The organism is Glutamicibacter sp. 363, assembly GCF_052379505.1.
Taxonomy (GTDB): Bacteria; Actinomycetota; Actinomycetes; order Actinomycetales; family Micrococcaceae; genus Glutamicibacter.
In genome coordinates this window covers 155,399-171,502 of the sequence record NZ_JBQSYR010000002.1, presented here as the reverse complement: position 1 = coordinate 171,502, position 16,104 = coordinate 155,399, and the positions used below count along the sequence as shown (strand labels likewise).

Sequence of the window (16,104 nt, the reverse complement as noted above, 5' to 3'; positions counted from 1 at the left end):
ATGACCGACTCTTCGCAGCAAGGTGCCACGACAACGAATGCGCCGGATCTCAGAGTACCGGGGATCGCGCTAGTAGGGCTGAACGGGTTCGGACGCCAGCACCTGCTGAACATCCACCGCCTCGTTGCACTGGGCAAAGCCAATTTTGTGGCCGGTGCCGGCCCCGACGATCCGGGGCCGGACATCCGCGGTGAAGATACCCCCATATTCGCTTCCCTTGATGCGCTGATCGACGCCGGTATCAGCCCGGATATCATCATTGTTTCGACGCCAATCAACACCCACCATGAACTGGCACTCAAGGCACTTGTGACCGGCGCCGATCTGTACCTGGAGAAGCCTCCTACGGCTACCTTCGCGCAATACCAGGAACTGCTTTCTGCTGCCCGGGAGGCCGGAGCCCGGGTGCAGGTCGGTTTTCAGGCAGTTGGCTCCTTGGCTTTAGAGGCTCTCGAGGAGTTTTTTGTTGATGATGCGCGTGATTCACCCATCGGCGAGTTGCGCGCTGTCGGTGCCTCCGGTACCTGGCTGCGCACTCAGGGGTACTATGATCGGGCGCCTTGGGCCGGCCACCGAGTCCTGGATGGCATCCACATTGCCGACGGGGTCATCACCAATCCGTTGGCCCACGCGGTGATGAGTGCCCTGCACATTGCCGGGGCACGCCGAGCCGAGGATGTCGCCGAACTTTCCACCGAGCTTTACCGCGCCCATGATATCGAAGCCGATGACACCTCGGTGCTCTGCCTGCGCACGGTGAAGGGGATCCCGGTGACTGCCGCATTAACCGTGTGCGCGGCCGAGCAACGCGACCCGTGGGTCACCGTCTACGGGACCGAAGGCCAAGCAACCCTGTACTACACACGAGACGAGCTGGTGGTTCGCCCCAACCCGGATCTCGGCGGTGAAGAATATATCCGCAGCTTCGGTCGAGTTAACCTGCTCGAAAATCTTGTGGATGTGCGAAGCGGCGCAGCGCCAAAACTGCTGTGCCCCGTGGAAAATGCCGGAGCGTTCATGAAAGTCCTCGAACAGGTGCGGACCTCACCCGATCCGCAAGCGATCTGCCGCAGCGATGTTTATGGCGTAGGCGAAGATGGAGAATATCATCCGGTGGTTCCGGACATCGAGAAGTTCATTGACCGCGCGGTGGCCGCGCAAACTGCGTTCTCTTCCCTAGGAGCCCCGTGGGCCAAGCCGGCACCCACTAGCGGAACACTCCAGATCGCCCATCCGATAAGTGGCGATCCCGTGGAGGTTGCGAGGCTACGCACCGGAACGGACATTGCCCCGACAAACTCACCACGCCCATTCCTTGATCAGCTGCGCACGCTCGACGGTGTCACCGTCAGTGACCAGCAACCCCTGGACCACACCTGGCATCTCGGTCTGGGAGTCGCGCTGCAGGATGTCAATGGAACCAATTTCTGGGGCGGACGAACCTACACGCGCTCCGCTGGGCGTTATCTCTGGAAAGCTGACCATGGGCACATTCGCGCCGTCTGCGAGGAATTCAACGAATCCAATTCCGCTGTTACTTCACATCTTGAATGGGTTGACCACCATGGACAAGTGCTCCTTGATGAACACCGTACCGTTCGAGCCGAGGCTTTTGAACGGTTGCAAATCCGAGGCTGGTCATTGGACTTTGAGTTTGCCCTGCAGGCGCGCGACCAGCAGGTATCGCTGGGGTCTCCTGGTTCCAACGGGCGGGACCAGGGCGGCTATGGCGGATTCTTCTGGCGCCTGCCGGCCGTGCATCGGGGCGAAATCTATACGGCAAATGCCTCCGGTGAATCGGCCGTGCATGGCTCCACCAGTGATTGGCTGGCGTTTAGCGCAGTTTTTTCCGCCGATTCGGTGGGATTGAATTCCCGCGACCTGGGCCATGGGGCCGCAACGCTCATCTTCTGTTCCACGGCGAATGACCCATGGTTTGTTCGGTACTCGGGATATCCCGGCATCGGAGCATCGCTGGCGTGGGATAGCCCGGTGATTCTGGAGCCGAGAGCCTTGGCCAGCCGCAAGGTTCGGATTCTGGTCGTTGATGGAGCACTCACCAAGCAGCAAAGTGCCCAGCTGGCCGAAACGTTCAGTCAAGAATAACTTCCTATTCCATCTCGGCAGGAGAAGTATGCCCCTCAATGAATATAACCTCAAACATGCCCAGCTGGTAGATCTGCTCGACGAGCTGGGTGCGGACGCTATCTTGTTATCCACCGCTGCTTCGCTGTCGTGGTACCTAGCCGGCGCTCGAACCCATGTTTCGCTGGCGGGTCCTCCGGTCCTGCGTGTGTTGGTGCACCGGAAAGGTTGTGAGATCGCCACCCCGCTGAGCGAAGCGGACCGCTTGCTTGCCGAAGAACTGGACGGAGTCCCCGGGGCCCGATTGCACGCCCTGGACTGGTACGAGCCCCTCGACGACTATGCGGCATGGTATCCAGAGGTGCGTGGACTGGAGGTCTTGTCCGAGGCCCGAGTTGAGGTGCAGCTGCGCGGCTTGCGTAGCGTTCTAAGCGACGCCGAGGTCAGCAGGTACCGAGGTCTCTGTGTGGCTGTCGCCGGTATTTTCACGCAAGTGCTCGGCGAGGCGAGCCCCGAAGACTCCGAACGGGATATTGCCGCCAGGCTCAGTGCTGCAGCAATCAGCCTCGGCGGCGAAGTGCTCGTGGCATTGGTCTGCGGGGATTCTCGCTCGGCATTCCGTCACCCCCTGCCCACAAAGGCCCTGCTTGGGCGCAAAGCCATGGCGGTACTCTGCGTTCGCCGCAGTGGATTGATCGCCAATGTCACCCGGTGGGTCCGTTTTGGCGACCCGTTGCCCGGAGAGCTGGAAGCAGAGCACGCGATCCTTCAGGTGGAGCACGAGATTTTCAGATCCTTGCAACCGGGCACCGAACTAAGATCGATGCTCCCCGTCGTTCAGGCCGCGTATCCTCTGCATGGTTTCGATCCCCAAGAATGGCAGAACCATCACCAAGGTGGGATTGCCGGTTACAACGGCAGAGACCCTCGCCTGACCCCAGATGCTACCGACCTCATCCGCGCGAATCAGGCTTACGCGTGGAATCCCAGTGCGGTACAGGACGCAATGACCTTTAAAGTTGAGGATACCGTCCTGCTCATCGAGCATGGCGGTAAGCCAACCGTGGAAGTACTCAGCGTCGATCCCCGGTGGCCGGTGATTCGGGTAGGCAATTTGGATCGCCCCGCAGTGTTGGCGCGCTGAAACCGCAGAGCAGGAAGTGAGCCCCCGCTAGACCGGTTAGACCTGATGTTTCAATTCGGTTCTCCAGCTGCGCTTTGGCTCCCAGCCGATGACGCTTCGAGCCTTCTCGATACTGAAAGCCGGAGAATCCCCGGTCAGGTTGGCCGCCAGCTCCGCCAGCTCTGGATAGATTTCCGGGATGAGCTCCGACAATGGGGAGGTAGCCATGGCGTCCTTGGCCCCCACAAAGAAGACCGAACCATTCTCCACTCGGTCAAAGCGTTCCAGCAGCAAGAGCAGAAAATCCGTGACATCCCGGGCGTCCACGTAGTTGAACAACGCCGGAGCCGAAAGTTTAGGATCGGCCAAGCGTTCGGCCACGGTGTGTCCCTGCTGCGTTATGGCACCAGCCCATTCCTCTTCGGCAATGACATAGCAAGGCCGGAAGGAGGCGAACTTGACCGTGCTTGCTGGGCCCATCTTTGCGGCGAACATTGCCCCGATCTGTTCGGCAACGTATTTGGAAAGGCCGTACGCGTGCCACGGGCGCGGGGTTTCGGTCTCGTCCAGCGGCAGCTTGCCAGGCTTCCAGCCGCCCGGGGCTCCGTAGCCCATGATCGATGGGCTGGAGGCCAGGACCACGCGGGTTGCCCCGGATTCCACGGCGGCTGAGGTGACGTTGTGGGCGATCGTTGCGTTGGTGCGCAGCAGCACTTCCTCCGGCGCCATAAAGGGCACCGCCATGGCCGCTAGGGAGACTACCGCCTGCGGGGTGGCTTCCTTGAACAATGCACAAGTGGCTGCGGCATCCAAGAGGTCCACGCTTCGGTAGTCGACACCGTCCAGAGGATCCTCGGGAAGGGTTCGGTCCAAGGACACAACATGGTGCCCCGCATGGGCAAATCCGGCTACGACAGCACGACCTAGACGGCCTGATCCGCCAGTGATAATAACTTTCTCGCTCATTTTTCCGATTACACCTGAACCCGTTCCACGAGGGATAAACTAACACCAAGTCCGGCCTGTTCTACGGCTACCGCTTGACCAGATTCCAGGGATTGGTTGCCGCAGATTCCCACGGCGATAGCTCGCGCTCCATCGAGGAATCCGGCCTGCCGTGAATACCTGTCGACTGTGGTGCCGCGGAAGAGCTCCTCCAGCAGCAGTGCATCCCCGCCGCCGTGCGAACCTTCCCCGTTGATGATTTCCAGTTCCTCGGCCGGCCCCCAGTGGCGCTGGAGGACCAGCCTCTCCCCCTTGGAGCGCACCGCGGTATTCTGTCCGTCGTCCGAGAAGGACGGATCCACGGGATTTCCCCCTGCGGCAGGAAGCACCGCTGCTCGCTCGACCACATCCAATTCCAGGCGTCCTGCGGTGCCGTTGACTGCCACCCGGTACCCCTCCCAGGGGCTGTGCGCATTCAGAGAGTAGGACAGCACCGGGCCGCCTTCGTACTCCACCGTCAACGCCAGATTATCCTCAATCCCGATCTCGCCTGCGAATACTCCTTGGTCGCGGCGGTATCCGTCATGATGTTCGCTATCCAAGTACAGCTTCTCCAGGCGACGGTCGCTGCGTAGATCCAGGTCGAAGGGATCTGCCTCGCTGTGTTCGTGGGTTCCACGTTCACTGGCCTGCTGCCCGCGCCGCGCGGCATTATCCGGGCCGTAGAATTTCAACCCTCCGGCCGCAAAGACCCGTTGCGGGGTATCGGACAGCCACCAGTTCACAAGGTCGAAATGGTGACTTGATTTATGCACCAGCAGACCGCCGGAGTTCTCCTTGATCCGGTGCCAGCGGCGGAAATAGTCCGCACCATGCACGGTGTCGAGCACCCAACTGAAGTCGATGGAGGTTACCTCGCCGATTAATCCGTCATCGATGGCCTTCTTCAACGCGGTATTGCGCGGTGAGTAGCGGTAGTTGAAGGTGACGATGACTTCTCGGCCGGTTTCCGCAACCGCCGCCGCGATACGCGTGGTGCTTGCGGCGTCGATGGTCAGCGGCTTTTCAACAATCACATCAGCACCGGCACGGAGCGCGGCGCAAACGAGGTCTGCGTGGGTGTAGTCCGGACTGGTGATGATCACCCGGTTAATCTCGTGCTCGGCAACATAGTCGGCCAGTTGCGCCGGATCAAAGGCATCCAGGCGCTGCCCGAACGTCTGTTCCACAACGTCTTGGTAGTACTCGATCCGCCCGGGGTTTGGATCGGATAGTGCCACGAGCTCGGCGACGTCGGTGTGCTCGCCCAGGATCGCGGTGAGGTACATTTCGCAACGGTTTCCGGTGCCGATTAGTACGTACCGGGTACGGGTAGGTGCAGTCATCTGGGTGGGTCCTTAAGAAATCGTTGACCAGCGGATGGGCTCGAACGTTTCAGCCGAGCCCATCCCTTGTGGTTATTTGATGCCGGTAGTGGCGATGCCCTTGATCAGGAACTTCTGGCCGAAGAGGAAGGCCAAGAAAACCGGAACGAGAGTAATGATCGACATTGCGAACAACGCTCCCCAGTTCGATTCGCCGGTCGAGTCGATGAAGGCATTCAACGCCACCTGAACCGTGTAGTTACTTGGATTTGTCAGGTAGATCAGCGAGGTGAAGAAGTCGCTCCAGGTCCAGATGAAGGTGAAGATCGCGGTGGTGGCCAGCGCCGGCACCATCAATGGCAAGATGACCTGCAAGAAGATGCGTGGGTGGCCCGCGCCATCGATGCGCGCGGCTTCATCCATGTCCTTGGGAATGCCGCGGATGAACTGAATCATCAAGAAGATGAAAAATGCGTCCGTGGCTAGCAGTTTCGGAACGATGATAGGCCAGAAGGTGTTGACCCAACCGATCTGCGAGAACATGATGTACTGCGGAACGATGATGACGTGAATGGGAAGCATGATGGTCATCAGCATGAGCACGAACATGATCTTCTTGAACTTGAACTCCAGGCGGGCGAAGGCATAGGCCGCCATCGAACAAGAAACCAGATTTCCTAGGATGCAACCGAGCACGACGATGGCCGAGTTCATCAGGTATTTGCTGAATGGTTCCGACAGTGCGCTCCAACCGTTGGGATAGTTCTCCCATTCCACGCTCGAGATCACCAGACCGGCTTCGCGGAAGATCAGATCGTTGGGCCTGAAGGAACTGGCAATCATCCAGAGCAGCGGGTAGATCATGATCAGCGCGGCCAGAATCAAAATGGTGTGCTTGATGATCGCACGTGCACGGGTTCGTGCGCTGGGGCGGTGGCCCTTGACTTTTTTCCCCTTGGAATCGGTTCCGCCCAGGGGAGGTCGACCCCCAAACAGCGCTTCTTCGTCAAGTGCCGTCAATTTATTCGCGTCTAGTTCCTCGCGCGAAGTTGAAGTCTGATTAGTCATCGTAGAACACCCAATACTTAGAAACGAAGAAGTTCAGTGCTGTGAAACCACCGACGATCAGGACCAATAGCCAAGCCATCGCGGAGGCGTAGCCCATATCGAACTGCTTGAAGCCCTGCTGGTAGAGATACAAGGTAAAGAACATTGTTGAATCCGCCGGTCCGCCAGAACCATTGGAGACGATGAATGCCTGAGTGAAGTTCTGGAAGGCGCCAATCACCTGCAGTACGAGGTTGAAGAAAATGATCGGGCTCAGCATCGGAAGAGTGATGCTGACAAATTGGCGCCATTTGGTGGCCCCGTCGATCGACGCGGCTTCGTAGTACATCGCAGGGATCTGGCGCAGACCCGCCAGGAAGATCACCATCGGCGAGCCGAAGGTCCACACGTTGAGCAGGATGAGGCTGCTCAGTGAAGTGCTCGGATCGGAGATCCAGCCCATGCCTTCGATGCCCACGAGTCCCAGGAGCTGGTTAACCAGCCCGGTAGTTCCAAAGATCTGCTTCCATAGCACCGCGATGGCTACGGATGAGCCGAGCATCGAGGGCAGGTAGAAGATCGAGCGGTAGAAGGACAACCCGCGCATTCCGCGATCCAACAGCATGGCGACGCCGAGCGCGACGCCGAGCTGGAGCGGAACGCCGACGAGTACATAGGTAAACGTCACGCGCAGCGAATTGTGCAGCCGATCGTCGCTGAACATCCGTTCGATGTTGTCCATGCCGACGAATTCCGGGGCCTGCAAGAGGTTGTAGTCCGTGAATGACAAGTACAGGGACATTGCCATCGGGCCCAGCGTGATCAGGAATAGCCCGATAGTCCACGGCAGCAAGAAGAGGTGGCCGGCCTTGTTGTCTTTGGCGGGAGCCTTGCGGCCTTTGGTTTTGCTAAGTCTTGATAATTCAGCAATGGCACTCATTGACCAACGCCCTCGTTCGAAGGGGTGCGTTGGGACCCCTGGCGAGTGTGGACCAACATGGCTGACTCCTCGGTTTGATGCTTCCTAGAGAAGCTGAATAACTAATAGTTAGGAATGCGCTTTCCAAAGCGTATTCCCCCACGCTAAACTAAAAACCAACGTGAGGTCAACCACATTGGGTGCAGCAATTCACTGAACGGTTCCACAATTCACCAAAGGCTCACGCCCCGCACCCTGCCAAGCCGGAAAATACCCCAGAGAAAACGAAAGATTGATGCATTGACTCAAGTCAACGAGAACTTAAAGGATTACATTCAGTCTATTGAACTGCTTCTGATCTCCATGCCTTTCGAGGCCGGGCGCCAAGAACTCGAAGATTCCGATGTGGAATCAATCGATACGTTCAATGCATCGTCGCGAAATTTCACCCACATGGAATCCCTGATGGTCAAGGTCGGTACCAAAAACGGGCTTACCGGATGGGGTGAAGCCTTTGGCCACAAATCGAACCCCGCCACATGGGCGGCGCTGCAAGAGATTGTCGGCCCATTTTTTATCGGCCAAGAAACCGGGATCGCCAATTCCATGCCCGCGGCCGAGTATGCATTTCATGCCTTTGGGCGGACCGGACCGGTGCATTACGCGCTCTCGGCTATGGACATCGCATTGTGGGACCTCGAAGCACAACAAGCCGGAGCGACTTTGCGTGAATACATTGAGCCCGGCGCACGCGACCAGATCCACGCCTACGCCTCTCTGGTGCATTACGCCGAAGATCCGGATGAAGTTTCATCCCACGTGAAGCAGGCGCAAAGCCTGGGATTTACGGCCTTCAAACTGCATGAACGCACCCGCGAGGCCATCGCGGCAGCCCGCCAGAGCATTGGCAGCTCGGCGCTTATGGTCGACGTCAACTGCGCTTGGGATCTGGATAGCGCCACGCAGGCGATCGCACAGTTTGAAGCACTCGATCTGCTCTGGGTTGAGGAACCCATCTTTCCCCCCGATTCCAGGACGGCGCTTCGTGAGCTCAACGCCCGCTTCGCGAACATCTCCGCCGGGGAGAATCACTCGGGAGTTGCCGGGCTCATCTCAGCCATGGAGTCCAAAGCGCTCAGCTTTGCGCAACCGAGCGTCGGCAAAATCGGTGGAATCTCGGGAATGCTTGAGATCCGCCAGGCGGGCAAGCGGCTCGGCGTTCCGGTGGTGCCGCACAACTTCTATTACGGGCCTGCGTTGCTTGCGAGCGCTCAAATTCTGGCCCTCGATCCACCCCAGGTTCTCACCAACGGGACGCCGCTTCCAGAGTTGGAGATTCCGTTTGTCAGATGGGAGCAAACCTTGCACCCGCTGCACGCTCCGCATCAATCTGCCATGACTGAGTACGGAGCGATCCCACTGCCGCAAGCCCCCGGCCTGGGATTCGAACCAGATGTGCAGGTTCTGGAGAAGTATCTGGTCAAACGCGTGTTGCTGAACTAACCGAGCACCTTGACCAGCAGTTCGGCCTCATCGCTAATAATTGCATCCACGTTCTTCTCGATCAGCATTCGCATGCTCGGCGCATCATTGATGACCCACACATGAACCTGCACCCGCGCGCCGTGCACCGCACGGATAAAACGCGAGGTAACCACCGGCAGAAATCCGTATTTAAGGGGCACCTGCACGGCCCAGAAATCCCTAATGAGCCGCTTGGGCACGCGGCCGAAAACCATGGCGCACAACCAGATCAACGCCGTCTCACGAATACCGGGGGAACGTTTCATTTCGGTAGCAATGAGATGCTGCACCGCGGCACTGCGCGAGCTATCAAATGATGCCAAGGCGATCTGCCGGTGGCAGCCCAGCTCTTCGATCAAAAGCGCAAGCGGCGCGATCACCGCCTCGTCCTTGACATCGACATTCATCAGCGCATCGGGGAAACTGCGCAATAATTCGGCGAGCGTGCACAACGGCTGCCCGCCTGCACGCACCGAAGCAAGTTCTTCGTCGGTACGCTCGCCCAGCGGCCCGGTGGCATCGGTCACCCGGTCCAGGCTCTGGTCGTGGAAGGCGTAAACGGTGCCGTCCCTGGAGGCTCGCACATCCGTTTCCAAGTGGGTAATGCCCAGGTCCCACGCGCGTTGGAAGGCGATCAGCGTATTCTCTTCGCCGTCCCGCCGGACGCCGCGGTGCGTGAACGCGTAGGTCATTTCAGCAGATCCTCGATGACCTGCGCGACTCCGTCGGCCTCGAGGGTGTCCGCGGTGTGCTGCGCGGTGGCCAAGGCCAGCGGGTGGCCGGAGGCCATCGCATAACCGTGGCCTGCGTATTCGAGCATCTCCAGGTCGTTGGGCATATCCCCAAAGGCCATGACTTCATCGGCGGTTATGCCCAGCTCGCGGCAGTACACATCGAGAGTGGTGGCCTTGTGGATGTCGACATGGGCCATTTCCAGCAGCGAAACATCGAATGCGGAGTGGGTGACCGACAGAAGCTTCTCCAGCTCCGGGGCGACGGCAGCGTAGAACTCATCGATGGGCAGAGTTTTGGAGCGGGCCAAAAACTTCACGATCCCCTCCTGGTCGATGGCTTCTGAGTTTAGATCCATTACCGACTGGCTGCCAAGGGTCCGGTGGCGTTCGGCAAAGTTTTCGCCCAGGTGCAATCCGCGAGTGGTCTCGGCCGCAAAGGCGGCGTTCGGTTCATGCTTCAGAATAATTTCGGCCGCCGCCCTGGCGGTGGCCGAGCTGAGCGTGCGGGACCAGATGACGCGGTCTTGCTCCAGGTCATAGAGCACGGCCCCATTGGAACAGATCACCGTCCCCATCCCGCCGAAGGCCTCGATGATGGGGGTGAGCCAGCGGAACGGGCGGCCGGTAACGAAGACGATATGAATTCCGGCCTCGCGGGCGTCCAGGAAGGCGCGGCGCGTCCGGTCGCTGATGCTGCCATCGCGCGCCACGATGGTTCCGTCGAGATCCGAGGCGATCAGCTTGATCATGAAAGCTCCTCGCGGCTCGGCGGGTTCGCGCCGGCGCGTCCCACGGTGACCGACGCCGCGCGGGCGGCAAAATCCAGGGCCTGGTCGAGCTGATCCACCGCAAGCCGGGCCAGCTTTTCACGATTGGACGCGCCGATCAGCCCATGTTCGGCCAGCCAGCACAGCAGGGCCGCGGTGAAGGTGTCCCCGGCGCCCACGGTGTCCGTGACCTCGACGGCCTGTGCCGTGTGTTCGGATTCGCCCGCGCGCACCACTCCCCAGGAGCCGCGCGACCCGGCGGTTGCCACGACGATCGCCGGACCCATAGCCAACCAGGCGCGGGCCGACTCGTGCACCGAGCGCATCGGATAGAGCCATTTCAGGTCGATCCCCGAAACCCGCACGACATCCGCCTGGCCCACGAATTGCTCCACCTCGGCAACCGTTTGGGCGTGGTTGGTCACCAGCGAGGGGCGCAGGTTCGGGTCATAGCTGATGGTGGCGTGGCTCCGGGCTGCGGCCAGCAAGGGCAGCAGCTCGTCGGGGCTGAAGAGCGTGGCAATGGATCCGGTGTGCACCAGCTCGGAGTCCTGGTCCAGTTCGGGGCCGATGGTCGGCATCTGCCAGAAGGCGTTAAACGCGAAGGTCGCGCCCCCGGCGGGGTCCAGGATTCCGTGGGCGATAACCGTCGGCTCGTCATCCGCGCCGCCGAGGTACTTGACCTCGTTCTCCGCCAGGAAGCGTTCGATTTTTGCACCCTTTTCGTCCTGCCCCCAGCGCGTGATCAGGGTGCCCGGGTAGCCTAGGCGGGCCAGTGAGACGGCAACGTTCAGCGGGCTTCCGCCCACAAATTCTTGCGCCGGGGCAATTCCGGAGGCCAATACGTCGACCAGCGCCTCGCCTATGACCGTCGGGTTCATCATGCTCCTTTGTAGTGCAGCGGGTACAGCGCCTTGACGCACGCCTCCCACTGGTGGCTGGACGGGTCGATCCAAGTGAAATGGTCGCCATCAAAAATCCGCAAGGAGTGCTGTTGGCCGAGTGCCGCCGCATGATCGGCCGCGCGCCGGGCAATTTTCACCGGGACATCCGCGTCGGCCCGTCCATGAAAGATTACGACACGCGCCCCCATCGGCCATAATTCCACGGGGTTCAGCGTGGACAGATCACAGTCGCCGAGCATTTCGCTGACCGCGTCGTTGCTCAGCCGCAGCGTCCGGGCTAGCTGCAGATCGAGCAGGCCGGCCTGCGAAATCACCTGGCTGACCCGCTCCTCATGGGCGGCGAGCAGACACGCGAGGTGCCCGCCGGCGGAATGCCCGATCAGGGTGATCGGGCCTTCTTCCTTGATCAAGGCCAGCGCCAGCCGGGCATCGGCCAGCATCTTTGCTGCGCTGCCCGGCCCGCGCCGGTATTCGAGGTTGTAGGTGGGGAAACCGCGGGCGGCCAGGTCCATGGCCAGCGGTTCGCCGAGCCGTGCGGTGTACTTTTCGCGCCAATATCCGCCGTGGATGATCATCACCGCACCGCGCGCGGTGGCCTCCTGCGGCGCGTAGAAGCGCAGCCATTGGTCCTGATGCGCCCCGTAGTGCATGGCTAGTTTCCGGGGAAGTTCGCCGCACGTTTATCAACGAATGCCGCCCGGCCTTCCACGGAATCGGCGGTATTAAAGGCCTCGCGGAAGCTCTGCGCTTCCAGCTCGAGGCCGGCGTGGACGTCGAGGGAGTCCATCTTAATCATGGCGCGCTTGGCGTTCGCCACGGCAGTCGGGGAAACCTTGGCCATTTCCTCGATGGTCGCGACGGCTTCGGTGAGCAGTTCTTCCGGGGCTACCAGGCGGTTGGCCAGGCCGATGCGCAGGGCCTCCTCGGCCTTGATCCGGCGGCCGGTGAAGATCAGTTCGCGGGCCATCGCATGGCCCACGCGGCGCGGCAGACGTACCGATCCACCGAACCCGGGCACCAGGCCGAGGGTGACCTCGGGCTGTCCGAAGCTTGCCTTCTGCGAGGCGTAGATGAAATCGCAGGCCAAGGCCAGTTCGCACCCGCCGCCCAGGGCGAACCCGTTTACCGCGGCGATCACCGGCAACTGCAGCGACTCGAGTCGCTCGGTGACCTGGTGCATGCGGCGGCCATAGGCCTCGGCCGCGGCGGCGTCCATCGTATTCATCTGCACGATATTCGCCCCGGCTACGAAGGCTTTCTCTCCCGCGCCGGTAATGACCACTCCGCGGTGCTTGAACCCACTGGCTTCAAGGTAGTCGACAGCCCGCTCGAGGTCTGCAACGACCTCCAGGGCCAGTGCGTTCATCGAGGCAGGCCGGTTGATGGTGATGACCAGGGCGCTGCCCTGCGTGCTCAGACTGAGGGTATCGAATTGCTCCATATTGCCTACTCTCTCATGTCTCTAGCATGGCTGACTAGGTTATTATCGGCGCTTGCGGGATTTGGCCCCGCCCGAACGCGCCTTGGCCTTAGCCTGCTTTTCCTGCTTTGCACGCAGCTTCGCTTTTTCCTTGGCTGCCGCTCGCAGCTTGTCATTAACCGCCTTGGCTTCCTTCTGGGTGCTGCGCACCGAGGCCTGGCGGGAAGAATTTGCACTGCGCCCGCGGACGATGCCGATGAATTCATCGACCAGCTCGGTATCCTCCAGGGCAGTGGGCCAGGCGATCCCGATTTGTGTTCTCGCTCCGCCTTCGATGAGGCGATAGACCACGTCCTTGCGCTGGTATAGCCGGGCGATGCTCTGCGGAACGCGCAGTACCTGCGCTCCGGAGGCGACAACTTCCATCGCGATCGGGATCCCGCCGGCCTCTTCCGGGTATTCGGACAGGTCAAGCTGCGGGAATTTCGCGACTTCCTGCTCGTCGATGGTTTCCTCGTAGTATTCGACGTCGTGGTCTTTAGCCGCACAGACGACCTCGAGCTCTTCGTAGAGCGGAATGAGATGCCGAGTGGCGTCCTTTGGCGAATCCCCGACGTAGCGCACGAAGACGGCATCGGCCTGATCGGTTGCCAGCAGGTTGAGGATGTCTTCGCCATCGTAGCGCGAAGCCTGGAATTCGACCTGCGGGTAGCGTTCGGTGAAGCGATCCATCCACTTGCCCGGGGTGACGCCTGCTACGTAGGAAACTCGAAGTTTTTGCACGGTTAAAGCCTACTGGTCTTTTGCTGGGGTGCGGTGCGGTTAAAGCCCTGCGGCGGGCCGGAAAAGATCCGTACCCGCCGCAGTTCAAGCTTCGCTTACTTGTCGGTCTTGACCACAAGCACGTCGCATGGTGCCGAGTGGGCTACCGAGGAGGCGACCGAGCCGAGCACGCGGCCCAGGCCCTTCATGCCCACGTTGCCGACGACGATCATCGAGGCGCCGCGATCGGTTGCATCGGCGATCAAGACGTCGCCTGGCTTGCCGTGGCCGGCGGCGGCGCTGATCTTCACGCCTGGCACCGCGTTGCGCACGTCATTTGCCACACGCTGGGCCAGCTTGCGAGCCTGCTCGGCGTCGTCGAGGATCCAGGTGTCGCTGCCGATGGAGACGACCTCCGTGTTGTCCGAGGCGTGAGCTGTGAGCACCACCAGATCGGCGTCGAGCTTCACTGCAAGTTCGGCGGCACGGCGGGCTGCACGCTGCGCAGTTTCGGAACCGTCTACACCTACGAGGATGGTTTCAGACATTATTTCTCCTTGAGTTTTGGATTGCTTCGGAAGTATTCGAGGCATACACCGACTGTGATGCCTACCACTTTATGCGCTTAGTTGGCTTTTTGCCGCAAAAAGTCCACGGCACGCTGCCAGGCGAGATCTGCGAGCTGGGCGTCGTAGTTGCCCGCAGGGTTCTCGTCGTTGTGGAATGCGTGCTTGGCGTCGTAGTAGAAGTACCGGACCTCGGCGCCGGATTCACGGCGAATCTGCTCCTCCTGGACCTTGGCCTCGGTGGCCGGGTAGGAGTCGTCGAAGTTCGCGTAGTGGCCCTGGATTGCCGCGCGCACGCCGCTGAATTCGTTGGGCACACCCTGGCCGACTCCGTAGAACGGCACCGCGGCGTTGATCTTTTCGCCCTGCTGAGCGGCCAGCTGCAGGACAAAACCGCCGCCCATGCAGAATCCAATGGCCCCCAGCTTGCCGCCGGTGACATAGTCGCTGGCGAGCAGGTAGTCGACCGCACCCGATAAGAGCTCCGCGCCCTTTTCTGCGGGCAGTTCGGACATCATCTTGCCGGCTTCGTCGCCATCATGGGTGATCGAGCCGCCGTAGAGATCCGGAGCCAGGGCGACAAAGCCTTGGGCGGCGAGGCGGTCTGCGATATCGCGAATGTGGTCGGTGAGCCCCCACCATTCTTGAATCACGATGACGCCGGGGCCTTTACCGGACTCGGGAAGCGCAAGATAGCCGTGCGCCTGCGTTCCGGACGATTCGAAGGTTACGTTCTGGTGCGGGGTTTTGACTGCCACTTCGCCTCCTGAGCTGTATTTATCTCCAGTCTATGCATGACGGTGCGCTTTGGCATTGACTGTCATCACAATTAGCTGGATTTTGGAGAAACTACGCTGTTAGCTCGACCTCACCGATGCGTTCCAGGGCGTCGACAACCAGATCCCAGAAGCGTTCGTGGTCCAGATCCACGGCCACCGAGGTGTGGCAATCGGCCGAAGCCGGGGCGCGGAAGTCCGCTACCGTCATGCCCAAGGTCAGTTCGCCGCGCAATTCAACGCTGACCGGCGCGCGCAGGGTGCGCACCACGGTTGGATCGATCACATAGGCCACGGCGCAGGGATCATGCACCGGCGGGGCGTCGAAGCCCTGGTGGTCATGGTAGGCCTGGGCGAAGAAGTCCATGAGCTCGCGCACGAATTTTGCCGGGCCGGTGCCGATTTGCTCGATGCGCCGCACCACCTCCTTGGTGGCCAGCGCTTGGTGCGTGAGGTCCAAGCCCACCATGACCACCGGCCAGTTCTCGTTGAAGACGATATGCGCCGCTTCGGGGTCGATCTTGATGTTGAATTCGGCCACGGCGCTCCAGTTCCCGGTGTGGTAGCCGCCGCCCATCAGCACGACCTCACGCACGCGCTCGACGATGCGTGGCTCGCGGCGCACCGCCAACGCGATATTCGTCAACGCTCCGGTAGGCACCAGCGTGATCTCCCCCGGCTCGTGCGACATGATCGTTTCGATGATCAGGTCCACCGCATGGCGCTCGTCCAATTCGATGCGCGGGCTAGGCTGGGCCGGGCCGTCCATCCCGGAGTCACCATGCACCTGGGGTGCGGTTTCGATATTGCGCACCAGCGGGCGCGGGCAACCGGCGGCGAACGGCACCCCGGTAATCCCGGCGATGGTGCCCACCGCCAGTGCATTGTCGGTGACTTTCTCCAGCGTCTGATTGCCGACGACGGTCGTTACCGCAAGCAGCTCGATCTGCGGATTTCCATGGGCCAACAGGATGGCGACCGCGTCGTCGTGCCCCGGATCGCAGTCAAGGATGATCTTACGTGGTGTGCTCATGTGCGCCCTTGATCCGCCCGATAGCCGGCTATCGGGAGTTCGATGTGTAGTTACCCTCGATTCTTCCTCGGATAACGCCAAGCGTCAAGCGCTTAACCCCGACATTGCGCACGCTCGACGGCACACTAGGATGG

16 protein-coding genes are annotated in these 16,104 nt (G+C 60.7%); 3 read left to right on the top strand and 13 right to left on the bottom strand.

The features are described from left to right. Together ACT3UA_RS02370 and ACT3UA_RS02365 are read left to right on the top strand one after the other, a co-directional pair. Positions 1-2,106 carry a DUF6807 family protein gene (locus ACT3UA_RS02370; protein ID WP_444615426.1) on the top strand — a complete coding sequence of 702 codons (2,106 nt, stop codon included), beginning with the start codon at positions 1-3 and terminating at the stop codon, positions 2,104-2,106. A 28-nt stretch (positions 2,107-2,134) separates the two neighbouring features. Continuing rightward, on the top strand, positions 2,135-3,229 hold the full coding sequence (locus ACT3UA_RS02365) for a M24 family metallopeptidase (RefSeq protein WP_444615425.1): 1,095 nt from the start codon (positions 2,135-2,137) through the stop codon (positions 3,227-3,229). Between the two features lie 36 nt (positions 3,230-3,265). Here ACT3UA_RS02365 and ACT3UA_RS02360 read toward each other — a convergent pair whose 3' ends face one another. From ACT3UA_RS02360 to ACT3UA_RS02345, 4 genes are all read right to left on the bottom strand, one after another. Next, a complete protein-coding gene (locus ACT3UA_RS02360) occupies positions 3,266-4,174 on the bottom strand; it encodes an NAD-dependent epimerase/dehydratase family protein (RefSeq protein WP_444615424.1) in 909 nt (302 codons plus the stop codon). An 8-nt stretch (positions 4,175-4,182) separates the two neighbouring features. Further along, a complete protein-coding gene (locus tag ACT3UA_RS02355) occupies positions 4,183-5,538 on the bottom strand; it encodes a Gfo/Idh/MocA family protein (RefSeq protein WP_444615423.1) in 1,356 nt (451 codons plus the stop codon). A 72-nt stretch (positions 5,539-5,610) separates the two neighbouring features. Beyond that, complete coding sequence (locus tag ACT3UA_RS02350; RefSeq protein ID WP_444615422.1) at positions 5,611-6,585, bottom strand: carbohydrate ABC transporter permease; 975 nt, start codon at positions 6,583-6,585, stop codon at positions 5,611-5,613. After that, complete coding sequence (locus tag ACT3UA_RS02345; RefSeq protein ID WP_105554076.1) at positions 6,578-7,504, bottom strand: carbohydrate ABC transporter permease; 927 nt, start codon at positions 7,502-7,504, stop codon at positions 6,578-6,580. The genes ACT3UA_RS02350 and ACT3UA_RS02345 overlap by 8 nt, the downstream gene beginning before the upstream one ends. A 342-nt stretch (positions 7,505-7,846) precedes the next feature. On the opposite strand from ACT3UA_RS02345, the gene ACT3UA_RS02340 reads away from it, so the two are divergent. After that, positions 7,847-8,986 (top strand): mandelate racemase/muconate lactonizing enzyme family protein, encoded by a 1,140-nt coding sequence (locus ACT3UA_RS02340; protein WP_444615421.1) that lies wholly within the window; start codon positions 7,847-7,849, stop codon positions 8,984-8,986. On the opposite strand, the gene ACT3UA_RS02335 is transcribed toward ACT3UA_RS02340, so the two are convergent. The 9 genes from ACT3UA_RS02335 to uriH form a co-directional block, all read right to left on the bottom strand. Further along, positions 8,983-9,699 carry a glycerophosphodiester phosphodiesterase family protein gene (locus tag ACT3UA_RS02335; RefSeq protein ID WP_444615420.1) on the bottom strand — a complete coding sequence of 239 codons (717 nt, stop codon included), beginning with the start codon at positions 9,697-9,699 and terminating at the stop codon, positions 8,983-8,985. The two genes, ACT3UA_RS02340 and ACT3UA_RS02335, sit on opposite strands and share 4 nt — an antisense overlap. Next, positions 9,696-10,490 (bottom strand): HAD family hydrolase, encoded by a 795-nt coding sequence (locus tag ACT3UA_RS02330; RefSeq protein WP_444615419.1) that lies wholly within the window; start codon positions 10,488-10,490, stop codon positions 9,696-9,698. Before ACT3UA_RS02330 ends, ACT3UA_RS02335 begins: the two co-directional genes overlap by 4 nt. Next, complete coding sequence (locus ACT3UA_RS02325; RefSeq protein WP_444615418.1) at positions 10,487-11,392, bottom strand: carbohydrate kinase family protein; 906 nt, start codon at positions 11,390-11,392, stop codon at positions 10,487-10,489. The genes ACT3UA_RS02330 and ACT3UA_RS02325 overlap by 4 nt, the downstream gene beginning before the upstream one ends. Then, positions 11,389-12,063, bottom strand: a complete 675-nt coding sequence (locus tag ACT3UA_RS02320; RefSeq protein WP_444615417.1) for an alpha/beta hydrolase — start codon at positions 12,061-12,063, stop codon at positions 11,389-11,391. Before ACT3UA_RS02320 ends, ACT3UA_RS02325 begins: the two co-directional genes overlap by 4 nt. A gap of 2 nt (positions 12,064-12,065) precedes the next feature. Then, entirely contained in the window at positions 12,066-12,854 is a 789-nt protein-coding gene (locus ACT3UA_RS02315; protein ID WP_444615416.1) for an enoyl-CoA hydratase/isomerase family protein, read from the bottom strand. Between the two features lie 42 nt (positions 12,855-12,896). Next, complete coding sequence (locus tag ACT3UA_RS02310; protein WP_444615415.1) at positions 12,897-13,616, bottom strand: LysR family transcriptional regulator substrate-binding protein; 720 nt, start codon at positions 13,614-13,616, stop codon at positions 12,897-12,899. A 95-nt stretch (positions 13,617-13,711) separates the two neighbouring features. Continuing rightward, the gene (locus tag ACT3UA_RS02305; RefSeq protein WP_096282935.1) at positions 13,712-14,143 is read right to left on the bottom strand and encodes a universal stress protein; all 432 of its coding nucleotides are present in this window, start codon (positions 14,141-14,143) and stop codon (positions 13,712-13,714) included. 77 nt (positions 14,144-14,220) lie between these two features. Continuing rightward, the gene (locus ACT3UA_RS02300; RefSeq protein WP_444615414.1) at positions 14,221-14,919 is read right to left on the bottom strand and encodes a dienelactone hydrolase family protein; all 699 of its coding nucleotides are present in this window, start codon (positions 14,917-14,919) and stop codon (positions 14,221-14,223) included. 91 nt (positions 14,920-15,010) lie between these two features. Next, positions 15,011-15,970 carry a uridine-preferring nucleoside hydrolase UriH gene (gene uriH, locus ACT3UA_RS02295; protein ID WP_444615413.1) on the bottom strand — a complete coding sequence of 320 codons (960 nt, stop codon included), beginning with the start codon at positions 15,968-15,970 and terminating at the stop codon, positions 15,011-15,013. Positions 15,971-16,104 lie beyond the last annotated feature (134 nt).

What these genes read in the sequence shown, in the direction of transcription:
- ACT3UA_RS02370 (WP_444615426.1), top strand. Translation starts at nt 1, where the DNA reads ATGACCGACTCTTCGCAGCAAGGTGCCACGACAACGAATGCGCCGGAT.
- ACT3UA_RS02365 (WP_444615425.1), top strand. Translation starts at nt 2,135, where the DNA reads ATGCCCCTCAATGAATATAACCTCAAACATGCCCAGCTGGTAGATCTG.
- ACT3UA_RS02360 (WP_444615424.1), bottom strand. Translation starts at nt 4,174, where the DNA reads ATGAGCGAGAAAGTTATTATCACTGGCGGATCAGGCCGTCTAGGTCGT.
- ACT3UA_RS02355 (WP_444615423.1), bottom strand. Translation starts at nt 5,538, where the DNA reads ATGACTGCACCTACCCGTACCCGGTACGTACTAATCGGCACCGGAAAC.
- ACT3UA_RS02350 (WP_444615422.1), bottom strand. Translation starts at nt 6,585, where the DNA reads ATGACTAATCAGACTTCAACTTCGCGCGAGGAACTAGACGCGAATAAA.
- ACT3UA_RS02345 (WP_105554076.1), bottom strand. Translation starts at nt 7,504, where the DNA reads ATGAGTGCCATTGCTGAATTATCAAGACTTAGCAAAACCAAAGGCCGC.
- ACT3UA_RS02340 (WP_444615421.1), top strand. Translation starts at nt 7,847, where the DNA reads ATGCCTTTCGAGGCCGGGCGCCAAGAACTCGAAGATTCCGATGTGGAA.
- ACT3UA_RS02335 (WP_444615420.1), bottom strand. Translation starts at nt 9,699, where the DNA reads ATGACCTACGCGTTCACGCACCGCGGCGTCCGGCGGGACGGCGAAGAG.
- ACT3UA_RS02330 (WP_444615419.1), bottom strand. Translation starts at nt 10,490, where the DNA reads ATGATCAAGCTGATCGCCTCGGATCTCGACGGAACCATCGTGGCGCGC.
- ACT3UA_RS02325 (WP_444615418.1), bottom strand. Translation starts at nt 11,392, where the DNA reads ATGATGAACCCGACGGTCATAGGCGAGGCGCTGGTCGACGTATTGGCC.
- ACT3UA_RS02320 (WP_444615417.1), bottom strand. Translation starts at nt 12,063, where the DNA reads ATGCACTACGGGGCGCATCAGGACCAATGGCTGCGCTTCTACGCGCCG.
- ACT3UA_RS02315 (WP_444615416.1), bottom strand. Translation starts at nt 12,854, where the DNA reads ATGGAGCAATTCGATACCCTCAGTCTGAGCACGCAGGGCAGCGCCCTG.
- ACT3UA_RS02305 (WP_096282935.1), bottom strand. Translation starts at nt 14,143, where the DNA reads ATGTCTGAAACCATCCTCGTAGGTGTAGACGGTTCCGAAACTGCGCAG.
- uriH (WP_444615413.1), bottom strand. Translation starts at nt 15,970, where the DNA reads ATGAGCACACCACGTAAGATCATCCTTGACTGCGATCCGGGGCACGAC.